Genomic DNA, 16,196 nt, shown 5'->3' on the forward strand with positions numbered 1-16,196 from the left:
CCGAAATCAACCCACGGAGTGTACCACGCGCAGCCCCAAAAAGACAGTATTTAATGCTTTTCGATCAATAACTTACGACGACACATCCCCGCCACGTGAAAGTGCTCCGCGGGCTGCTGGAAGTGGAAGCGCAAAGGCGCCGGAACAGTGACTTTCAGCGCCGTGAAAATGGCGGCGAAACGATAAAGCGCGCGGGCGTTCTTTTGCCGCTCACGACACTCGCTTGCGCAGCGTCAGCTGCCGAACATCGCCTGCATCGCCAGCACGCTCGGCCGCTCGATCACGCCCCGCTCGGTGACGATCGCGTCGATCAACTCGGCCGGTGTCACGTCGAATACGGGATTCCACGCCTGCGCACCCTCGACCACCGTGCGCCGGCCGGCGATGCCGAGCAGCTCGGTGGCATCGCGCAGCTCGATCTCGATTTCTTCGCCGGTGGCGGTCGCCATGTCGATGGTCGAGGACGGCGCCACCACCATGAACTTCACGCCGTGGTATTTCGCGGCGATCGCCAACTGGTAGGTGCCGATCTTGTTGGCAACATCGCCGTTGGCGGCGATCCGGTCGGCGCCGACGATCACCCATTGCACCGCGCCGGACTTCATCAGGTGCGACGCCGCGGAGTCGGCGATGAGTTGCGCGGGAATACCATCGCGCACCAGTTCCCACATGGTGAGCCGTGCACCTTGCAGCCACGGCCGGGTTTCGCCGGCGTACACGCGCACAATGCGTTCCGCCGCCACACCGGCACGGATCACGCCCAGCGCCGTGCCGAATCCAGCGGTGGCCAATGACCCGGTGTTGCAATGGGTCAACACGCCGGAGCCCGGCGCGATCAGGCCGGCGCCCAGCTCGCCCATCCGGCGGTTGGCGGCCAGGTCCTCATCCTGGATCGCCTGCGCCTCGCGCAGCAACGCCTCCGCATCGGCACCGGCGGCGATGCGCTTCTTCATGCGGTCCAGCGCCCACATCAGGTTGACCGCGGTGGGCCGGGCGGCGCGCAACATCGCCAAGGCATCGTCCAGCGGCGCCTGCTGTTGGGCAGCCATCGCCACGCCCCAGGCGGCCGCGATGCCGATAGCCGGCGCACCGCGCACAGCGAGGTCGCGGATCGCAGTGGTGACCTGCGCGGTGTCCCGACATTCGATCCAGCGTTCTTCCGCAGGAAGCAGGCTCTGATCGAGCAGGTACAGATGATCGCCGCGCCATTGCACGGCGCGAACGCGATCGTAATGGTCGTAATCCATCGGAATAGTCGTTGCGCGAAACGTTGAGATCAAGGTGACTCGGGCATCACCAGCCAGAAGATCAGATAGATCAGGATACCCGAACCACCCAGCAAGGTGAGGACGATCCATGCCACCCGCACCAGAGTGGGATCCCAACCGAGATAGTCAGCGATACCGCCGCAGACGCCCGCCAGCTTGCGGTTCTGACGGGAACGGCAAAGTCGCTTCGGGGTGTTCATCGCTTCTCCGGGTTCCAACGGGAGCGCCGTGGGCATTGGCAGCCTGGCACGGCTCCTCAACAACACCTTGACAGGCGACAGTATGCGCGCTCTCAATATCAGAGGATTCGGTAGGGAGCAGGGATATGCGACGCGTTCGGGAATGGATGGAATGGACGGGGCGACTGGGGCGTGCCGCACTCCTTGGAAGGCTGGCGATAACAGCAGCCGTCTTCCTGGTGTTGTTCCTCTCGCTGGAAAGTCTCGCGGGCTACACCAGCACGCTCGTCCTGTATCCACCGCTCTTCATTGTGTTGTCCTCGCTGGTTGTGCGTCGGCTGCACGACAGCGCCCGCTCGGCATCGCAACTGCTCGCTTTGGTCGTACCCGTTCTCGGCCCCGTGTACGTGATCGGTTTACTGCTGTTCGCGCGAGGAACGCAGGGCGACAACCAATACGGTGACGACCCGCGCTCACGGAATCGCGACTACCTGCAGGTGCGCATCCATGAACCGGTCTGAACGCATGGGCATCGTCGTCAACGACGTAACGCGGTTGAACCCAGTGCCGGTGCTGGCCGTCGCCACACCCACAACGACCGAGGAAATCCGTGAAGCAATTTTGCGCACGGAACTTCCGATCTCGGTCGGCGGCGGTCATTTCAGCATGGGCGGGCAGACCGCGAGCCTCGGTAGCCTGCACCTCGACATGCGACGCTTTAATAGCGTGCTGCACTTCGATCCATCGGCGTGCACAATCCGCGTGCAGAGCGGCATCCGCTGGTGCGACATCCAGCGCTTCATTGACCCGCACGGCCTGGCGCTGCAAATCATGCAGACCTACGCCAACTTCACGGTGGGCGGCTCGCTCAGTGTCAACGTGCACGGCCGCTACATCGGGCTTGGTCCGCTGATCCTGTCGGTGCGCTCGTTGAGGATGATGCTGGCCGACGGCCAGGCGGTGGAGGCTTCACCAGCAAACAACCCGGAAATCTTCCACGCCGTCATAGGCGGCTACGGCGGTCTGGGATTGATCCTTGAGGTCGAACTGGCGCTGACCGAAAACGTGCGCGTGCGCCGCGAGGACGCATGCATGCCCGCATTGGATTACCCCGCATATTTCCGCAGCCGCGTACGCGACAGCGGTGACTCGATCTTCCACAACGCCGATCTTTACCCGCCGGATTTCCGCCATGCGCGTGCGGTGACGTGGCGGCGCACCGAACGAGCGGTCACCACTTCGCAACGGCTGCAGAAGCCGCGCCGGCAATACCCGTTGCAGCGTTATTACATGTGGGTATTCACCGAGACGCGCAGTGGCCGCTGGCGTCGGCGTCGCCTGCTGGATCCGTTGCTGTACCTGGGCCGCCCGGTGCACTGGCGCAACTACGAAGCGGGTTACGACGTCGGCGAACTCGAACCCGGATCGCGCCACGACCGCACCTACGTATTGCAGGAATACTTCGTACCGGTGGAACGGTTCGAGGACTTTCGCGCACGGCTGTCGGAAATCCTGCAGCGCCATCGCGTGAACATGGTGAACGTTTCCGTGCGCCACGCCCATCGAGACCCCGGCTCGTTGCTGGCTTGGGCGCGCGACGAAGTATTCGCCTTCGTGCTTTACCACAAGCAGCGCACGCGCACGAACGCACGCGAGCGCGTGGCGGTGTGGACGCGCGAGCTGATCGACGCCGCGTTGGCGTGCGGCGGCACCTATTACCTGCCCTACCAGCCCCACGCCACCATCGAGCAGTTCCACCAAGCCTATCCGCGTGCGCACGAACTGTTCGCGCTCAAGCGCACGCTCGACCCCGATTACCGTTGGCGCAACGTGTTGTGGGACAAGTACTACGCCCCTGAATTGGAGCCATCCGTGACCACGACTGCCGCATCCGGCTCCGACTTTCATGCGGTCTATGACACTGTCCGCGGCAACGACGACTTCTACCGATTCCTGCAGAACGTCTACCGCCTCTTTCCGGAAGACCGTTTCCACGCACTTATCCAGCATGCCACCGGCGAACATTGCGATGACGAGGCGATCTACCGTGCCGTACAGGCTGGCCTGCCGTCGATCAAATCCTTCCTGTCCGAGCTCGTGTATGCCCTTCCCGCCCTGGCGCGGCAAAAGCAGGAGATGACGCGGCAGACGCTGGCTCTGCTCGGCGAGCGCCGACGCTTCGACGGCTACCTGGAAGTCGGCAGCACCGGTCGCTACCTCAGTCAACTGCGCAAACACCTGCGCCTCAAGGGTGACCGCGTATTGCTGCATGACGTTGCGGCGGGGTTCTCACCCGTCGACATCGTCGAGCGTGGCGGCTTGCGTCGGCATGCCCGTTTCGTGCCGCTCGATGACTACGCACCCATCCCCGCGGATGCCGTGGCGGATGGCAGCATCGAACTGCTGACCTGCCACATTGGCTTGCACCACGCACGCCTCGACCGTCTGGAACCGTTCATCGCCTCGTTACGACGGGTGCTGAAAGCCGACGGCGTACTGATCCTGCGCGACCACGACGTGAGTGATGACTACATGCGCGCGATGGCTTCGCTGGCGCATGCAGTATTCAACGCAGGGCTGAACCTTCCGTGGCAGGACAACGCGCGCGAGCTGCGCCACTTCCGTCCCATCGACGAATGGGTCGCCCTGCTTGGCAGGTACGGACTGGTAGCCACCGGACCACGACTGTTGCAAGCGCAAGATCCCACACTGAACACCTTGCTGCGCTTCGACGCCGCATGAAGCGGCTCGCCTCCCACTTTCTCTTTGCCGCGATGGTCGCGCTTGCCACCATGGCGACCGCCGCCACCGCCCTCCCTGAACAACCGACGCTGCATGTGCCACCCCAGGATCGTCGCGGCGAGGAACAGACCTACCTGACCTTCCCGGAATGGTTCCTGGTATTCAGCCCCGCCGAATACGCCGATTGGCTGCAGCAGCATCCTCCCACGCGCTTCCCCTTCTTCGCGCATATCGGCCAGTTCTGGTCGGCTTATGGCCACGTGATTGCAGCCACACGCGGGCGCTATCCGTTCAACGGCGAATATCACACGATGATCTGCGTCATCGGTGCGAGTACCACCGTGGAATACACGATCAAGGGGGTCTACGACACTCTGATCGGCCGGCTCAGCCAGTTCAACCTGCCGGCCAACGCCACGCCGGAAGACCGCCTGGCAACCCGTGTCGAACGCGACTACGTGGACTTCATTCGCGTCGAGCCCTGGTACAAATTCGATTTCATGGGACCACTGCGCAAGCTGTGGAGCGACACGCCGTGGTGGGGGCCGCATGCCCTGCGCAAGTGGGAAAGACGCTATGCGCTGAGCAGCGAATGGCTGGTGAAAGCAGCTTACGGCTGGATGTTGGGCAAGGCGGCACACGAAACCTACGCCATCCCGAAGGAAAACACGCCGGTCGTGGCGCGCAATGCACCAGCTGATCTGCCCGCTGGCGTGCAGCTATTGGCGCAACAGGGCGACGAGTATCTGCTTGCTCTACCGCGATACCAGGGCTTCAGCGATGCCGCCACAGCGTTGGCGCGCCGGGGCACTACGTTCGAGGAAATCGCCGGCAACCGGGACACGATTCTGGTCAGCGTACTTGGAGCCCGCGGGATTGCGCCGCCAGACTATGCCCCCGTGTTTTTCACGCAGCCGCTGCTGACGAAGCCGGGACAGCAACGCGAAGTGCTGCAAGTTCCTGTAGGCAAACTTGAAACGCTGCTCAACCGCTACGCAAACGTACCTGGCACCATCGAACACATCTTCGATTACTGACACGCAAGCGCGGGTCAGTCGCGGTTGCGCAGCCATGCACTGATCGCCGGCGGCACCTCGCGCTGCGCGCGGCCGGATACGTAGATGCCGATGTGGCCGCCCTTGAATGCCAGCTGCGTGTAGTCGCTGCTGCCGACATGTTCGCCAAGAGCGCGCGAGGCATCCGGCGGCACCAGATGATCCTGTTCGGCGAAGATGTTCAGCACCGGCTGGGTCACCTCGCCCAGATCCACGCGTTGCCCGCCGATCTCCAGCGTGCCCTTGATCAGCTTGTTGCCCTGGTAGAAATCCTTGATGAACTGCCGGAACGCCTCGCCGGCCTGATCCGGCGAATCGAAGATCCAGCGCTCCATGCGCAGGAAGTTTTCCAGCTCCACCGGGTTGTCCAGGATGTCGACCATGCCGATGTATTTCTGCTGGTTCAACCGCACCGGCTTCAGCGTGAGGTACACATAGTTCATCAGCCCCGCGGGAATGTTGCCCATGGTGTCGACGAACAGGTCCACATCGAGGTTGCGGCACCAGTGCGACAGCATGTTGTCCGGGGTCTGGAAATCCACCGGGGTGACCATGGTGATCAGGTTCTTCACCTTGTCCCGATGCAGCGCGGCATAGCACAGCGAGAACGCGCCGCCCTGGCAGATACCGAGCAGGTTGATCGCCTCGAGATCGTGCCGTTGGCGTACCACGTCCACACTACGGTCGAGGTAGCCGTTGATGTAGTCGTCCAGGGTCAGCCAGCGGTCGGCGCCGTCGGGATAACCCCAATCGATCAGATAGACATCCTCGCCCTGCTCCAGCAGGTTGCGCACCATCGAGCGGTCGGCCTGCAGGTCGGTCATCCACACCGTATTGACCAACGCATAGACGATCAGCAACGGTGTCTTCGAGGTGGGCGCGGTGCCCGTGAAGTGCCAGACCTTGAGCTTGTCCTCGCTGTAGACCAGTTCGCGCGGGGTGTTGGCGTAGTCGGGCTCGTGCATGTTGCGCAGATGGCCCATACCGGCGGCCAGCTTGCGCTGGAACGTGTTGATGTCGGCAAGCGCGCGGGTGGGATCGATGCGCAGCGGCGTGTACATGGATACTCCTTATTTGCGCTTGCGTGGCGCGGGGGTGCGCGTCGTGGACGATTTGCGAACTGCTGGCTTGCCTGTGGGCTTTCGCGACGCGGGGGGCGCGGATCTTTTGACGGCGGCCTTTTTTGCTGCCACCGGTTTTGCAGTTGCAGCCTTCCTTACGGCCAAACGCGATGTCTTCGCGGCAGCTTTCGCCGTAGCCTTCTTTGCAGTTGATCGCCCGGCGGGAACAGGCTTCACCCCCGCAGCGGCCCATTGACGGCGCAACTCGGCCACCTCCCGGCGCAGATCGGCGATCTCCTCAGAGCGGTCGACCGCCGTGCCGGCACGGGATGCCCGCGCCTCGCGCCGCACCTGCTGCAGGCGCTCACCCAACGTGTCCATCTCGCGGCGCGTCGGTAGACCCCATTGCTGGCACAGTTGCTCGGTCTGCTGTTGCTGCAAGCTGCGCACCCGCATCTGGCAGTTGGCCATGGCGCCATAGGCTTCGCGAAATTCCTCCGTCAACGCGATCTCGGCATACGCTTCCTCGGCCGCGTCCACCCACAGGTCGTACAAGGCCTTCAGCGACTCGATCTGGCGGCCGGGTTCGGCGTGTTCCGCCAGCTTGTCCTGCAGTTTCTGCATGCCTTGCGTGTTGGCGCGCTGGATCAGCGCCTGGTAGCGCGCGCTGGCCTGCATCGACTCCAGCATCGCCGCCGCCAGCGCCTGACGCTGCATCTGCTGCTCGCGATCCTGCCCGAAAGCAGGAGTGGGGCCGGACGCCATGGCATCGGCAGGCTGCATTCCCTGCAGCCAGGAATGCCACTTGCCGGCAAAACCTTCCATCCCGGCGCCATCGATATGCTGGAAAGCCTGCGCAAACGGTTGCTGCGCGCCGCCAAACAGTTGCTGCACCTGTTGTTGCCAGTCGGCACCGGGGACGCCGGCGGCACCCGCAGTCACGCCCTGCATCCATTCGAAATAGCTCTTCAATCCCGCCAGGGTGCGATCGAGCACCTCGTTGCCGGCGGCGGCGTTGGGGGCGGCACCAAACGATGGATTGCCAGCGCCCGTCGACGCCGATTGCTGGCGCAACCAGGCATCCCACGACTGCTGTGCCAATGTCTGGAAATCGCGCAGGAAATCCGCATCGATCCCCGGCTTGAGAAAATCGGGCATCTGAAAATCCGCCGGAGGGGCCATCTCGATTCCTCGTCCATTGATGGCCACGATCTTAGCGCAGCGGATGGCATGGCGGACCGAAAACGCAGAAGGCCCGGTATCGAAATACCGGGCCTTCTGGTGTTCAACGCGAAACGCTTTAGACGCTGGCGCGTTCCTCGTCGGTCACCGCCTTCATCGACAGGCGGATGCGGCCCTGCTTGTCGACCTCGAGCACCTTGACCTTGACGATGTCGCCTTCCTTCAGCTTGTCGGACACCTTCTCGACGCGCTCATCGGAAATCTGCGACACGTGCACCAGACCATCCTTGCCCGGCATGATCGTGACGAACGCGCCGAAGTCCATCAGCTTGGCGACCTTGCCTTCGTAGATGCGACCCGGCTCCACGTCGGAGGTGATCTGCTCGATGCGCTTCTTCGCCGCTTCGGCCGCCTCGCGATTGACCGAGCCGACGATGATGGTGCCGTCGTCGCTGATGTCGATGGTGGTGCCGGTTTCCTCGGTGATCGAGCGGATCGTGGCGCCACCCTTGCCGATCACTTCGCGGATCTTGTCCGGGTGGATCTTGATGGTCAGCAGGCGCGGTGCGAACTCGCTCATTTCCGTGCGAGCCGTGCTCAGGCACTTGGCCATCTCGCCCAGGATGTGCAGGCGCCCCTGCTTGGCCTGGGCCAGTGCCACCTTCATGATCTCTTCGGTGATGCCGTCGATCTTGATGTCCATCTGCAGCGCGGAGATGCCATCGGCGCTACCGGCCACCTTGAAGTCCATGTCGCCGAGGTGATCTTCATCACCCAGGATGTCGCTGAGAACGACGAAGTCGTTGCCTTCCTTGACCAGGCCCATGGCGATACCGGCCACCGGCGCCTTCAGCGGCACGCCGGCATCCATCATCGCCAGCGAGGAACCGCACACGGAAGCCATCGACGAGGAGCCGTTGGACTCGGTGATTTCCGAGACCACGCGCACCACGTACGGGAATTCCTCGATCGTCGGCTTGACCGCCTGCACACCGCGCTTGGCGAGGCGACCGTGGCCGATCTCGCGACGCTTCGGCGCGCCGAAACGGCCGGCTTCGCCCACCGAGAACGGGGGGAAGTTGTAGTGGAACAGGAACGGGTCCTTCGACTCGCCGCCGGGGGCGTCGATGATCTGCGCGTCGCGCGTGGTGCCCAGCGTGATGACGACCAGCGCCTGGGTTTCGCCACGGGTGAACAGCGCCGAACCATGCGTGCGCGGCAGCACGCCGATGCGGGCCGAGATGGCGCGCACGTCGTCGAGCTGACGGCCGTCGATGCGGACCTTGGTCTTCAGCACGCTGTCGCGCATGGTGTGGTATTCGAGTTCCTCGAATTCCTTGGCGATCGCAGCGGACGCCCAGCCCTTCTCTTCGGCCTGCGCCTTGAGGCCGGCCAGCACGTCGGACTTGATCGCGGAGATCGCGTCGCGACGCTCCAGCTTGTCGCGCACCTGGAACGCTGCAGCCAGCTGATCGCCGACGGCACCCTTGACGGCGGCAACCAGCGACTCGTCGCGGGCCGGCGCCTTCCAGTCCCACGACGGCTTGCCGGCTTCGGTGGCCAGCTCGGCGATGGCGCGGATGGCGGTCTGCATCTGCTGGTGACCGAACATCACGGCACCCAGCATCACGTCCTCGGACAGCAGCTTGGCTTCCGACTCCACCATCAGCACGGCACCGGCGGTACCGGCGACAACCAGGTCGAGATCGGAGGTCTTCAGTTCGGTGGCGGTCGGGTTCAGCAGGTACTGGCCGTTGGCGTAACCGACGCGGGCGGCGCCGATCGGGCCCTTGAACGGGATGCCGGCCAGGCTCAGCGCGGCGGACGCACCCAGCAGGGCCACGATGTCGCCGTCCACTTCCGGGTTCAGCGACACGACCTGCGCGATGACCTGCACTTCGTTCTTGAAGTCATCCGGGAACAGCGGACGCACCGGGCGATCGATCAGACGCGAGGTCAGCGTTTCCTTTTCGGTCGGGCGGCCTTCACGCTTGAAGAAGCCACCGGGGATGCGACCGGCCGAATAGAACTTCTCGACATAGTCGACGGTGAGCGGGAAGAAATCCTGCCCTTCCTTCTGCTTGGTGGCCGCCACGGCGGTGACCAGCACCACGGTGCCGCCCATGCTGACCATGACCGCACCGGATGCCTGGCGGGCAATTTCGCCCGTCTCCAGTGTGACTTCGTGATTACCGTACTGGAATGACTTGGTTACTTTTGCCACGTGTTTGATTCCTGATCTGATTGAAGAAGTGCGCCCTGCGACGGGCGCTTCTTGATCCTTGCGTTCACGCAGGAACGCGCGCGAATCAGCGACGCAGGCCGAGGCGTTCGATCAGGGTCTGGTAACGGGCGAGATCGCGATCCTTCAGATACGCCAGCAGACGCTTGCGCTGGTTGACCAGTTTCAGCAGGCCACGGCGGGAGTGGTGATCCTGCTTGTGATCCTTGAAGTGGCCGGTGAGGTGCTCGATGCGAGCGGACAGCAGGGCCACCTGGACTTCGGTCGAACCGGTATCGTTCGGCACGCGGCCGAAATCAGCGATGATCTTGCCGGTCTGTTCTGCGGTAAGAGACATGGAGTACGTTTCCTTGAAAAGGCGATGCGAAGCTTGCGCTTGCATCATCAGCGATGACACAAGCGCAAGCTTCGCCTAGATGAGTGAAAGCGTTGAAATAACTTGTCTATTCTACTGACCGGAGCGGTGTTACAACAAGAGCAGAGCGGCTTTTTCGCCGCAAATCGTCATCCGGCGGCAGGTTGAAGCCGCGCAGGATGCGGGTTTGCCGTTGTGCATCCAGCTCGAGCACCGCCAGCAACGCGCCATCGCTGGCAAATGCCGCACAGCGACCGGTCGGCAACGATGCGTCCAACTGCACCGGCTGGCCGCGGGCAATCGCCATGCTTTGCGTTTCATCGAGCTGCACGGCGGGGATGTCCGACAGGCCCGCGGACACCGGCAGCATCTGCGACAGCAGCACGTCGTCACCCTGCTCGGCGGCCTGCTGCAAATCCTCCAGTGTCACCATGCGTGGTTCGCGGAAGGGTTCAACCCAGGTGCGGCGCAATGCGGTCAGATGGGCGCCGCAACCCAGATCCTCGCCCAGGGCCGTGGCCAGCGCACGCACGTAGGTACCCGAGCCGCATTCGACCAGCAACTGCAACGTGTCATCCGTACGCGCCTGCAATTCCAGCTGATGCACGTCGACTTCCCGCGGTTCCACCTCAACCGTTTCGCCGCGACGTGCTTTCTCGTACAACCGTTCGCCGTCGCGCTTGAGCGCCGAGTACATCGGCGGCACCTGCAGGATGCGGCCGCGCAGCTTCACCAGAGCCGCCTCGATCGCGGCGGCGTCGAGTGGCGGCACGGGACGTTGCTGCAGGACTTCGCCTTCGCAATCGGCGGTATCGGTGGTGATGCCCAGGCGGCATTCGGCGATATACGCCTTGCGTGAACCCAGCAGGGTACCGGCCAACTTGGTGGCTTCGCCGAAGCATAGTGGCAGCAACCCGGTCGCCAGCGGATCGAGTGCGCCGGCATGGCCGCCCTTGGCCGCGCGAAACAGTCGGCGTGCGGACTGCAACGCCTGGTTGGAGCTCACGCCCATCGGCTTGTCGAGCAACACGATGCCATGCAAGTCACGCCACTGGATACGCGCAGACCGGTTTATCGAAGCACGGGATGCCACTCGACCTTCCGTCAATCCTGCTGGTCGTCGGCCGGCGGCAGCGTACGCGCCTGCTCGCGCAGCAGCGTGTCGATGCGCTCGCCCTTGTCGACCGAGTCGTCGTACTTGAACTTCAGCTCCGGCACGCGACGCATGCGCATGCCGCTGTGCGCCAGCGAATGCCGGATCTCATGGCTGATCTGGTTCAACGCCTTCACCGCGGGCAAGCCCTGGTCGGGCAGCAGCGCGGTCACCCACACCGTGGCCCAATCCAGGTCGCGCGTGATCTCCACGTCCGAGACGCTGACCGACGGCAAGCCGTGATCGCGCACGGCAGCATGCACCAGCAAACCGAGCTCACGGCGCAGTTCGGCACCTATGCGGTCGGTACGTTTGAAATCGCGGGAGGGCATAGAGGGGCCGGGAATGGGGAATGGAGAATAGGGAATGGCAAGAGCCAGGAACGCGCGAAGCCGGGAATCGAGGGAGAACCGGCTTTTACGATTCCCGATTCCCCATTCCCGATTCCCACGCTGTAACGCTCCGCGTTACAGCGTACGAGCCACCTCGGTACGCTCGAAGCATTCGATCTGATCGCCGGCCTTGACGTCGTTGTATTGCTTGACGGCGATACCGCATTCCATGCCGTTGCGCACTTCGTCCACCAGCTCCTTGAAGCGGCGCAGCGATTCCAGTTCACCTTCGAAGATCACCACGTTGTCGCGCAACACGCGGATCGGCTTGCTGCGCTTGACCGTGCCTTCGGTGACCATGCAACCGGCCACGGCGCCGAACTTGGAGCTGCGGAACACGTCGCGCACCTCGGCGATGCCGATGATGTCCTCGCGCACTTCCATGCCCAGCAGGCCGGTAGCCGCCTGCGTCACCTGATCGATCACGTCATAGATGATCGAGAAGTAGCGCACGTCCAGGCCATTGGTTTCGATGACCTTGCGTGCCGACGCATCGGCGCGCACGTTGAAGCCGATGACCAGCGCCTTCGATGCGGCCGCCAGGGTGGCGTCCGACTCGGTGATGCCGCCGACGCCGGAGGAAACCACGTTGACGCGCACGCGCTCGTTGCCGATCTGCGTGAGCGACTCGCGCAACGCTTCGACCGAGCCCTGCACGTCGCCCTTGACCAGGATGTTGAGCGTCTGCTGCTCTTCGCCCTGACCCATCTTGGCAATGATGTCCTCGAGCCGGTTGGCCTTGCTGACCATGCGCGTTTCGCGACGCTTCTGCTGACGTTCCTCAGCCACTTCGCGGGCCAGCCGCTCGTCCTCGACGCAGACAAAGTCGTCGCCGGTTTCCGGCACGCCAGACAAGCCGAGCACCTGCACGGGAATCGACGGACCAGCTTCAGCAACCTGCTTGCCCGATTCGTCGATCAGCGCGCGCATGCGGCCGTATTCGATACCGCAGACGATGAAATCACCCTTCTTCAACGTGCCCTGCTGCACCAGCACGGTGGCCACCGGACCGCGGCCGCGATCGAGGCTGGACTCAATCACCACGCCCGAGGCGCGGCCATCGACTACGGCACTCAGCTCCATCACTTCAGCCTGGATCGAGATGGCGTCCAGCAGATCCTCCACGCCCATGCCGGTCTTGGCCGACACCGGCACGAACTGCACGTCGCCGCCCCAGTCTTCCGGCACCACTTCCTGCGCCACCAGACCCTGCTTCACGTTGTCCGGGTTGGCGCCGTCCTTGTCCATCTTGTTGACGGCCACGATCAGCGGCACCTTGGCGGCGCGCGCATGCTTGACCGCCTCGATCGTCTGCGGCTTCACGCCGTCGTCGGCGGCCACCACCAGGATCACGATGTCGGTCGATTGCGCACCACGGGCGCGCATCGAGGTGAACGCCGCGTGGCCCGGGGTATCGAGGAAGGTGATCACGCCCTTCGACGTTTTCACGTGATACGCGCCGATGTGCTGGGTAATGCCGCCGGCTTCACCGGAAGCCACCTTGGTGCGGCGGATGTAATCGAGCAACGAGGTCTTGCCGTGGTCGACGTGGCCCATGATGGTGACCACCGGCGGGCGAGTGCTCTTCTCGCCTTCCAGCTCCACGTTCTGGGTGTGTGCGGCCAGCGTTTCCTCGGCGTTGTTCTGCGTATCGGCCACTGGCACGTGACCGAGTTCTTCGACCACAAGCACCGCGGTGTCGTGGTCGATGGTCTGGTTGATGGTCGCCATGACGCCCATCTTGAACAGTGCCTTGACCACCTCCGAACCCTTGACCGCCATCTTCTGCGCCAGCTCGGCCACGATGTTGGCATCGCTGACGATCACCTCACGCACCACCGGCGCGGTGGGGCGCGAGAAGCCATGCGGGCCGCTGGGCGCGCTGTGGCTGCTGCGCATGGCATCGCGACCGCTGCTGCGGCCGGGCTTGCCACGCTTGTTGTTGCTGGAACGGCGGGCGCGATCGGCCTCGCTGAGGTGCAGCTCGCCGCCGGCGAAACGCTTGCCGCTCGCATCGCCACGCTCGCCGCCACGGGCGTGCTTGGCCTTGCCGCGCCCGGCATCGCTGGCGGGTGCTGCTGCCGTATCGCTCGCGCCGGCTGCGGGGCGCGTTGCCGCCGCACGCGCGGGGGCTGGCGCTGGCGCCGGAGCGGGTACCGGGGCCGGCTTGACCAGCTTTTCGCGCTTGCGCGGCTCGTGGATGCGCGGAAGGATCATGCCCAGCTCGCGCTGGTCCATCCGCTGGACCACGGACGAATCCGCGGCATCATGTGCGGGCTCGACCTCGGGAGCTTCAGGCGCCGCTGCGGCAGCCTCCGCTGCAACCGGTGCCTGCTCGGCGGCGGCTTCCGCCTCGGCCTGCGCCCGGCGCTGGGCTTCGGCAGCCTGCTGTTTCTGCTCTTCTTCCTGAGCGCGCTGCTGCGCTTCTTGCTGGCGCCGTGCTTCCTGCTCGCGACGATCGTTCTCTTCCTGCTCGCGCTGCTGCTGCGATTCCTGCAGCTTGCGCGTGGCCTCCTCGCGCTCGGGCTCGGCACTGGCTTCCTCGGCGATCACGCTGCGCTTGACGTAGGTGCGTTTGGCGCGCACTTCGACATTCACCGTCTTGGCGGTACCGGCAGCGCCGCGCGCACCGGGCGTGGCGACCTTCAATTCGCCAACCGTGCGTCGCTTCAGCGTGATCTGCCTGGGTGCACTGGCGTCGGCCTCCGCCGCGGTGTCGCCCTTGCCATGCGTGCGACGCAGGAAGCCCAGCAGCTTCACCTTCTCGGTGCTGCTGATGACCTGCTCCTGGTCGGAAAATTTCATGCCCGCTTCGCCAAGCTGCGTCAGCAGCTTGTCCACCGGCATGCCCAATACCTGGGCGAGTTGTTTGATCGTGACGTCCGACATCGTTTTGTTGCTCCGCCGTTCCCGCGCTTATCGTCTGTGCGGCATTGTCTGCGCCGCCACCTCCATCCGTGGTGAAAGGCCCGAAGGCCTTTCCTGGTGCGCCCGTCCAGGGCGCCGCCAACCGCGGTTAGCCGCCCTTCTCCAGTCGCTCGATCATCGGTGCGCGCGCGGACATGATCAGCGCCGCCGCGCGCGCCTCGTCCATGCCCTCGATATCGATCAGGTCGTCCACGGCCAGGTCGGCCAGGTCGTCCACCGTGAAAACTTCGCGCGCGGCCAGTGCCAGCGCCAGCGATTCGTCCATGCCTTCGAGCGCCAGCAGATCACCGGAGCCCTCGCCCTCATCGACACCCTCTTCCGCTGCCAGCGCCTCGGTCAGCAGGGCATCGCGGGCGCGCGCACGCAGTTCCTCGACGATGTCCTCGTCGAAGCCTTCCACGGCAAGCAGCTCGGCGCTGGGCACGTAGGCAATTTCCTCGACGCTGGAGAAGCCTTCCTGCACCAGGATGTTGGCGATTTCCTGATCCACTTCGAGCTTGTCCATGAACAACTGGCGGGCGGCGTCCTGCTCGCTCTCGCTCTTGGCGGTGACCTGGTCCTGCGTCATCACGTTGAGCTGCCAGCCGGTCAGCTTGCTGGCCAGGCGCACGTTCTGGCCACCGCGGCCGATCGCCTGGGACAGCTTGTCCTCGGCCACCGCGATATCCATCGAGTGCTTTTCCTCGTCCATGATGATGGACTGCACTTCGGCCGGCGCCATCGCATTGATGACGAACTGCGCCTGGTTCTCGTGCCACAGGATGATGTCGACGCGCTCGCCGTTGAGGTCGTTCGACACCGCCTGCACGCGCGAGCCGCGCATGCCGATGCAGGCGCCGATGGGATCAGTGCGGCTGTCGTGGGCCAGCACGGCGATCTTGGCGCGGTCGCCCGGATCACGGGCGCAACCCTTGATCTCGACCAGGCCCTGGCCGACTTCCGGCACTTCCAGCTTGAACAGCTCGATCATGAATTCCGGCGCCGCGCGCGACACGAACAGCTGCGGGCCGCGCGGTTCCGAACGCACTTCATACAGGTAACCGCGCACGCGATCGCCGACGCGGGCCGATTCACGCGGAATCGTCTTGTCGCGCGGAATGAAGGCCTCGGCGTTGCTGCCCAGATCCAGATAGATGTTGCCGCGCTCGACCCGCTTGACGATGCCGGTGACCAGCTCACCCACGCGATCGACAAACGCATCGACCACCTGCTGGCGCTCGGCTTCGCGTACGCGCTGCACGATCACCTGCTTGGCGGCCTGCGCTGCGATACGGCCGAACTCGGCGTTCTCGACCTGCTCCTCGATGTATTCACCCACCTGGGCATCCGCGCGCACGTCCAGCGCATCCATCAGGCGCAGTTGATACGACGGCGATTCCATCTCGCCATCGTCGGCAATGATTTCCCAGCGGCGGAACGTCTCGTACTCGCCGGTGTCATGGTCGATCGACACGCGCACGTCGGGCTCTTCTTCGGGGTAGCGCTTCTTCGCGGCCGAAGCCAGCGCGGCCTCCATCGCCTCGAAAATCACTTCCAGCGGCACGCCCTTTTCATTGGCGACCGCGTCGACGACCAGCAAAAGTTCTTTGCTCATTGCAGCAACTCCGTAGGCATCACGTGCGGATACCGATGGTTGAAA

13 protein-coding genes are annotated in these 16,196 nt (G+C 64.1%); 3 read left to right on the forward strand and 10 right to left on the reverse strand.

What is annotated here, in order from left to right; translation table 11 throughout:
- Positions 1-233 precede the first annotated feature (233 nt).
- Both mtnA and ASD68_RS06260 read right to left on the reverse strand, forming a co-directional pair.
- Positions 234-1,247: an S-methyl-5-thioribose-1-phosphate isomerase gene (gene mtnA / locus ASD68_RS06255; protein WP_056604591.1), complete on the reverse strand. Its 1,014-nt coding sequence runs from the start codon at positions 1,245-1,247 to the stop codon at positions 234-236.
- Between the two features lie 29 nt (positions 1,248-1,276).
- Positions 1,277-1,468, reverse strand: a complete 192-nt coding sequence (locus tag ASD68_RS06260) for a PspC domain-containing protein (protein WP_056604597.1) — start codon at positions 1,466-1,468, stop codon at positions 1,277-1,279.
- 125 nt (positions 1,469-1,593) lie between these two features.
- Here ASD68_RS06260 and ASD68_RS06265 point away from each other — a divergent pair, with 125 nt between their 5' ends.
- The 3 genes from ASD68_RS06265 to ASD68_RS06275 are packed head-to-tail and all read left to right on the forward strand — an operon-like array spanning position 1,594 to position 5,226.
- Positions 1,594-1,968 (forward strand): DUF805 domain-containing protein, encoded by a 375-nt coding sequence (locus tag ASD68_RS06265; protein WP_082545970.1) that lies wholly within the window; start codon positions 1,594-1,596, stop codon positions 1,966-1,968.
- A complete protein-coding gene (locus tag ASD68_RS06270) occupies positions 1,955-4,189 on the forward strand; it encodes an FAD-binding protein (RefSeq protein WP_056604603.1) in 2,235 nt (744 codons plus the stop codon). The genes ASD68_RS06265 and ASD68_RS06270 overlap by 14 nt, the downstream gene beginning before the upstream one ends.
- Positions 4,186-5,226 carry a hypothetical protein gene (locus ASD68_RS06275; protein WP_056604607.1) on the forward strand — a complete coding sequence of 347 codons (1,041 nt, stop codon included), beginning with the start codon at positions 4,186-4,188 and terminating at the stop codon, positions 5,224-5,226. The genes ASD68_RS06270 and ASD68_RS06275 overlap by 4 nt, the downstream gene beginning before the upstream one ends.
- 14 nt (positions 5,227-5,240) lie before the next feature.
- Here ASD68_RS06275 and phaC read toward each other — a convergent pair whose 3' ends face one another.
- The 8 genes from phaC to nusA form a co-directional block, all read right to left on the reverse strand.
- Positions 5,241-6,305 carry a class III poly(R)-hydroxyalkanoic acid synthase subunit PhaC gene (phaC, locus tag ASD68_RS06280; protein WP_056604610.1) on the reverse strand — a complete coding sequence of 355 codons (1,065 nt, stop codon included), beginning with the start codon at positions 6,303-6,305 and terminating at the stop codon, positions 5,241-5,243.
- A gap of 9 nt (positions 6,306-6,314) precedes the next feature.
- The gene (locus tag ASD68_RS06285) at positions 6,315-7,463 is read right to left on the reverse strand and encodes a poly(R)-hydroxyalkanoic acid synthase subunit PhaE (RefSeq protein WP_056604619.1); all 1,149 of its coding nucleotides are present in this window, start codon (positions 7,461-7,463) and stop codon (positions 6,315-6,317) included.
- A 142-nt stretch (positions 7,464-7,605) separates the two neighbouring features.
- A complete protein-coding gene (gene pnp, locus ASD68_RS06290; RefSeq protein WP_056080181.1) occupies positions 7,606-9,711 on the reverse strand; it encodes a polyribonucleotide nucleotidyltransferase in 2,106 nt (701 codons plus the stop codon).
- An 85-nt stretch (positions 9,712-9,796) separates the two neighbouring features.
- On the reverse strand, positions 9,797-10,066 hold the full coding sequence (gene rpsO / locus ASD68_RS06295) for a 30S ribosomal protein S15 (protein WP_007081817.1): 270 nt from the start codon (positions 10,064-10,066) through the stop codon (positions 9,797-9,799).
- A gap of 106 nt (positions 10,067-10,172) precedes the next feature.
- The gene (truB, locus tag ASD68_RS06300) at positions 10,173-11,159 is read right to left on the reverse strand and encodes a tRNA pseudouridine(55) synthase TruB (RefSeq protein ID WP_082545994.1); all 987 of its coding nucleotides are present in this window, start codon (positions 11,157-11,159) and stop codon (positions 10,173-10,175) included.
- A gap of 29 nt (positions 11,160-11,188) precedes the next feature.
- Positions 11,189-11,569, reverse strand: coding sequence for a 30S ribosome-binding factor RbfA (rbfA, locus tag ASD68_RS06305; protein ID WP_056604622.1), 381 nt, complete (start codon positions 11,567-11,569; stop codon positions 11,189-11,191).
- A gap of 135 nt (positions 11,570-11,704) precedes the next feature.
- Entirely contained in the window at positions 11,705-14,518 is a 2,814-nt protein-coding gene (gene infB / locus ASD68_RS06310; protein WP_056604626.1) for a translation initiation factor IF-2, read from the reverse strand.
- Positions 14,519-14,645: 127 nt separating this feature from the next.
- Positions 14,646-16,151: a transcription termination factor NusA gene (gene nusA / locus ASD68_RS06315; protein WP_056080194.1), complete on the reverse strand. Its 1,506-nt coding sequence runs from the start codon at positions 16,149-16,151 to the stop codon at positions 14,646-14,648.
- Between the last annotated feature and the right edge of the window lie 45 nt (positions 16,152-16,196).

The organism is Rhodanobacter sp. Root627, from assembly GCF_001427835.1.
Taxonomy (GTDB): Bacteria; Pseudomonadota; Gammaproteobacteria; order Xanthomonadales; family Rhodanobacteraceae; genus Rhodanobacter; species Rhodanobacter ginsenosidimutans.

Excerpts from the sequence above, each read along its gene's own strand:
- mtnA (WP_056604591.1), bottom strand. The coding sequence starts at position 1,247 with ATGGATTACGACCATTACGATCGCGTTCGCGCCGTGCAATGGCGCGGC.
- ASD68_RS06260 (WP_056604597.1), bottom strand. The coding sequence starts at position 1,468 with ATGAACACCCCGAAGCGACTTTGCCGTTCCCGTCAGAACCGCAAGCTG.
- ASD68_RS06265 (WP_082545970.1), top strand. The coding sequence starts at position 1,594 with ATGCGACGCGTTCGGGAATGGATGGAATGGACGGGGCGACTGGGGCGT.
- ASD68_RS06270 (WP_056604603.1), top strand. The coding sequence starts at position 1,955 with ATGAACCGGTCTGAACGCATGGGCATCGTCGTCAACGACGTAACGCGG.
- ASD68_RS06275 (WP_056604607.1), top strand. The coding sequence starts at position 4,186 with ATGAAGCGGCTCGCCTCCCACTTTCTCTTTGCCGCGATGGTCGCGCTT.
- phaC (WP_056604610.1), bottom strand. The coding sequence starts at position 6,305 with ATGTACACGCCGCTGCGCATCGATCCCACCCGCGCGCTTGCCGACATC.
- ASD68_RS06285 (WP_056604619.1), bottom strand. The coding sequence starts at position 7,463 with ATGCCCGATTTTCTCAAGCCGGGGATCGATGCGGATTTCCTGCGCGAT.
- rpsO (WP_007081817.1), bottom strand. The coding sequence starts at position 10,066 with ATGTCTCTTACCGCAGAACAGACCGGCAAGATCATCGCTGATTTCGGC.
- rbfA (WP_056604622.1), bottom strand. The coding sequence starts at position 11,569 with ATGCCCTCCCGCGATTTCAAACGTACCGACCGCATAGGTGCCGAACTG.
- infB (WP_056604626.1), bottom strand. The coding sequence starts at position 14,518 with ATGTCGGACGTCACGATCAAACAACTCGCCCAGGTATTGGGCATGCCG.
- nusA (WP_056080194.1), bottom strand. The coding sequence starts at position 16,151 with ATGAGCAAAGAACTTTTGCTGGTCGTCGACGCGGTCGCCAATGAAAAG.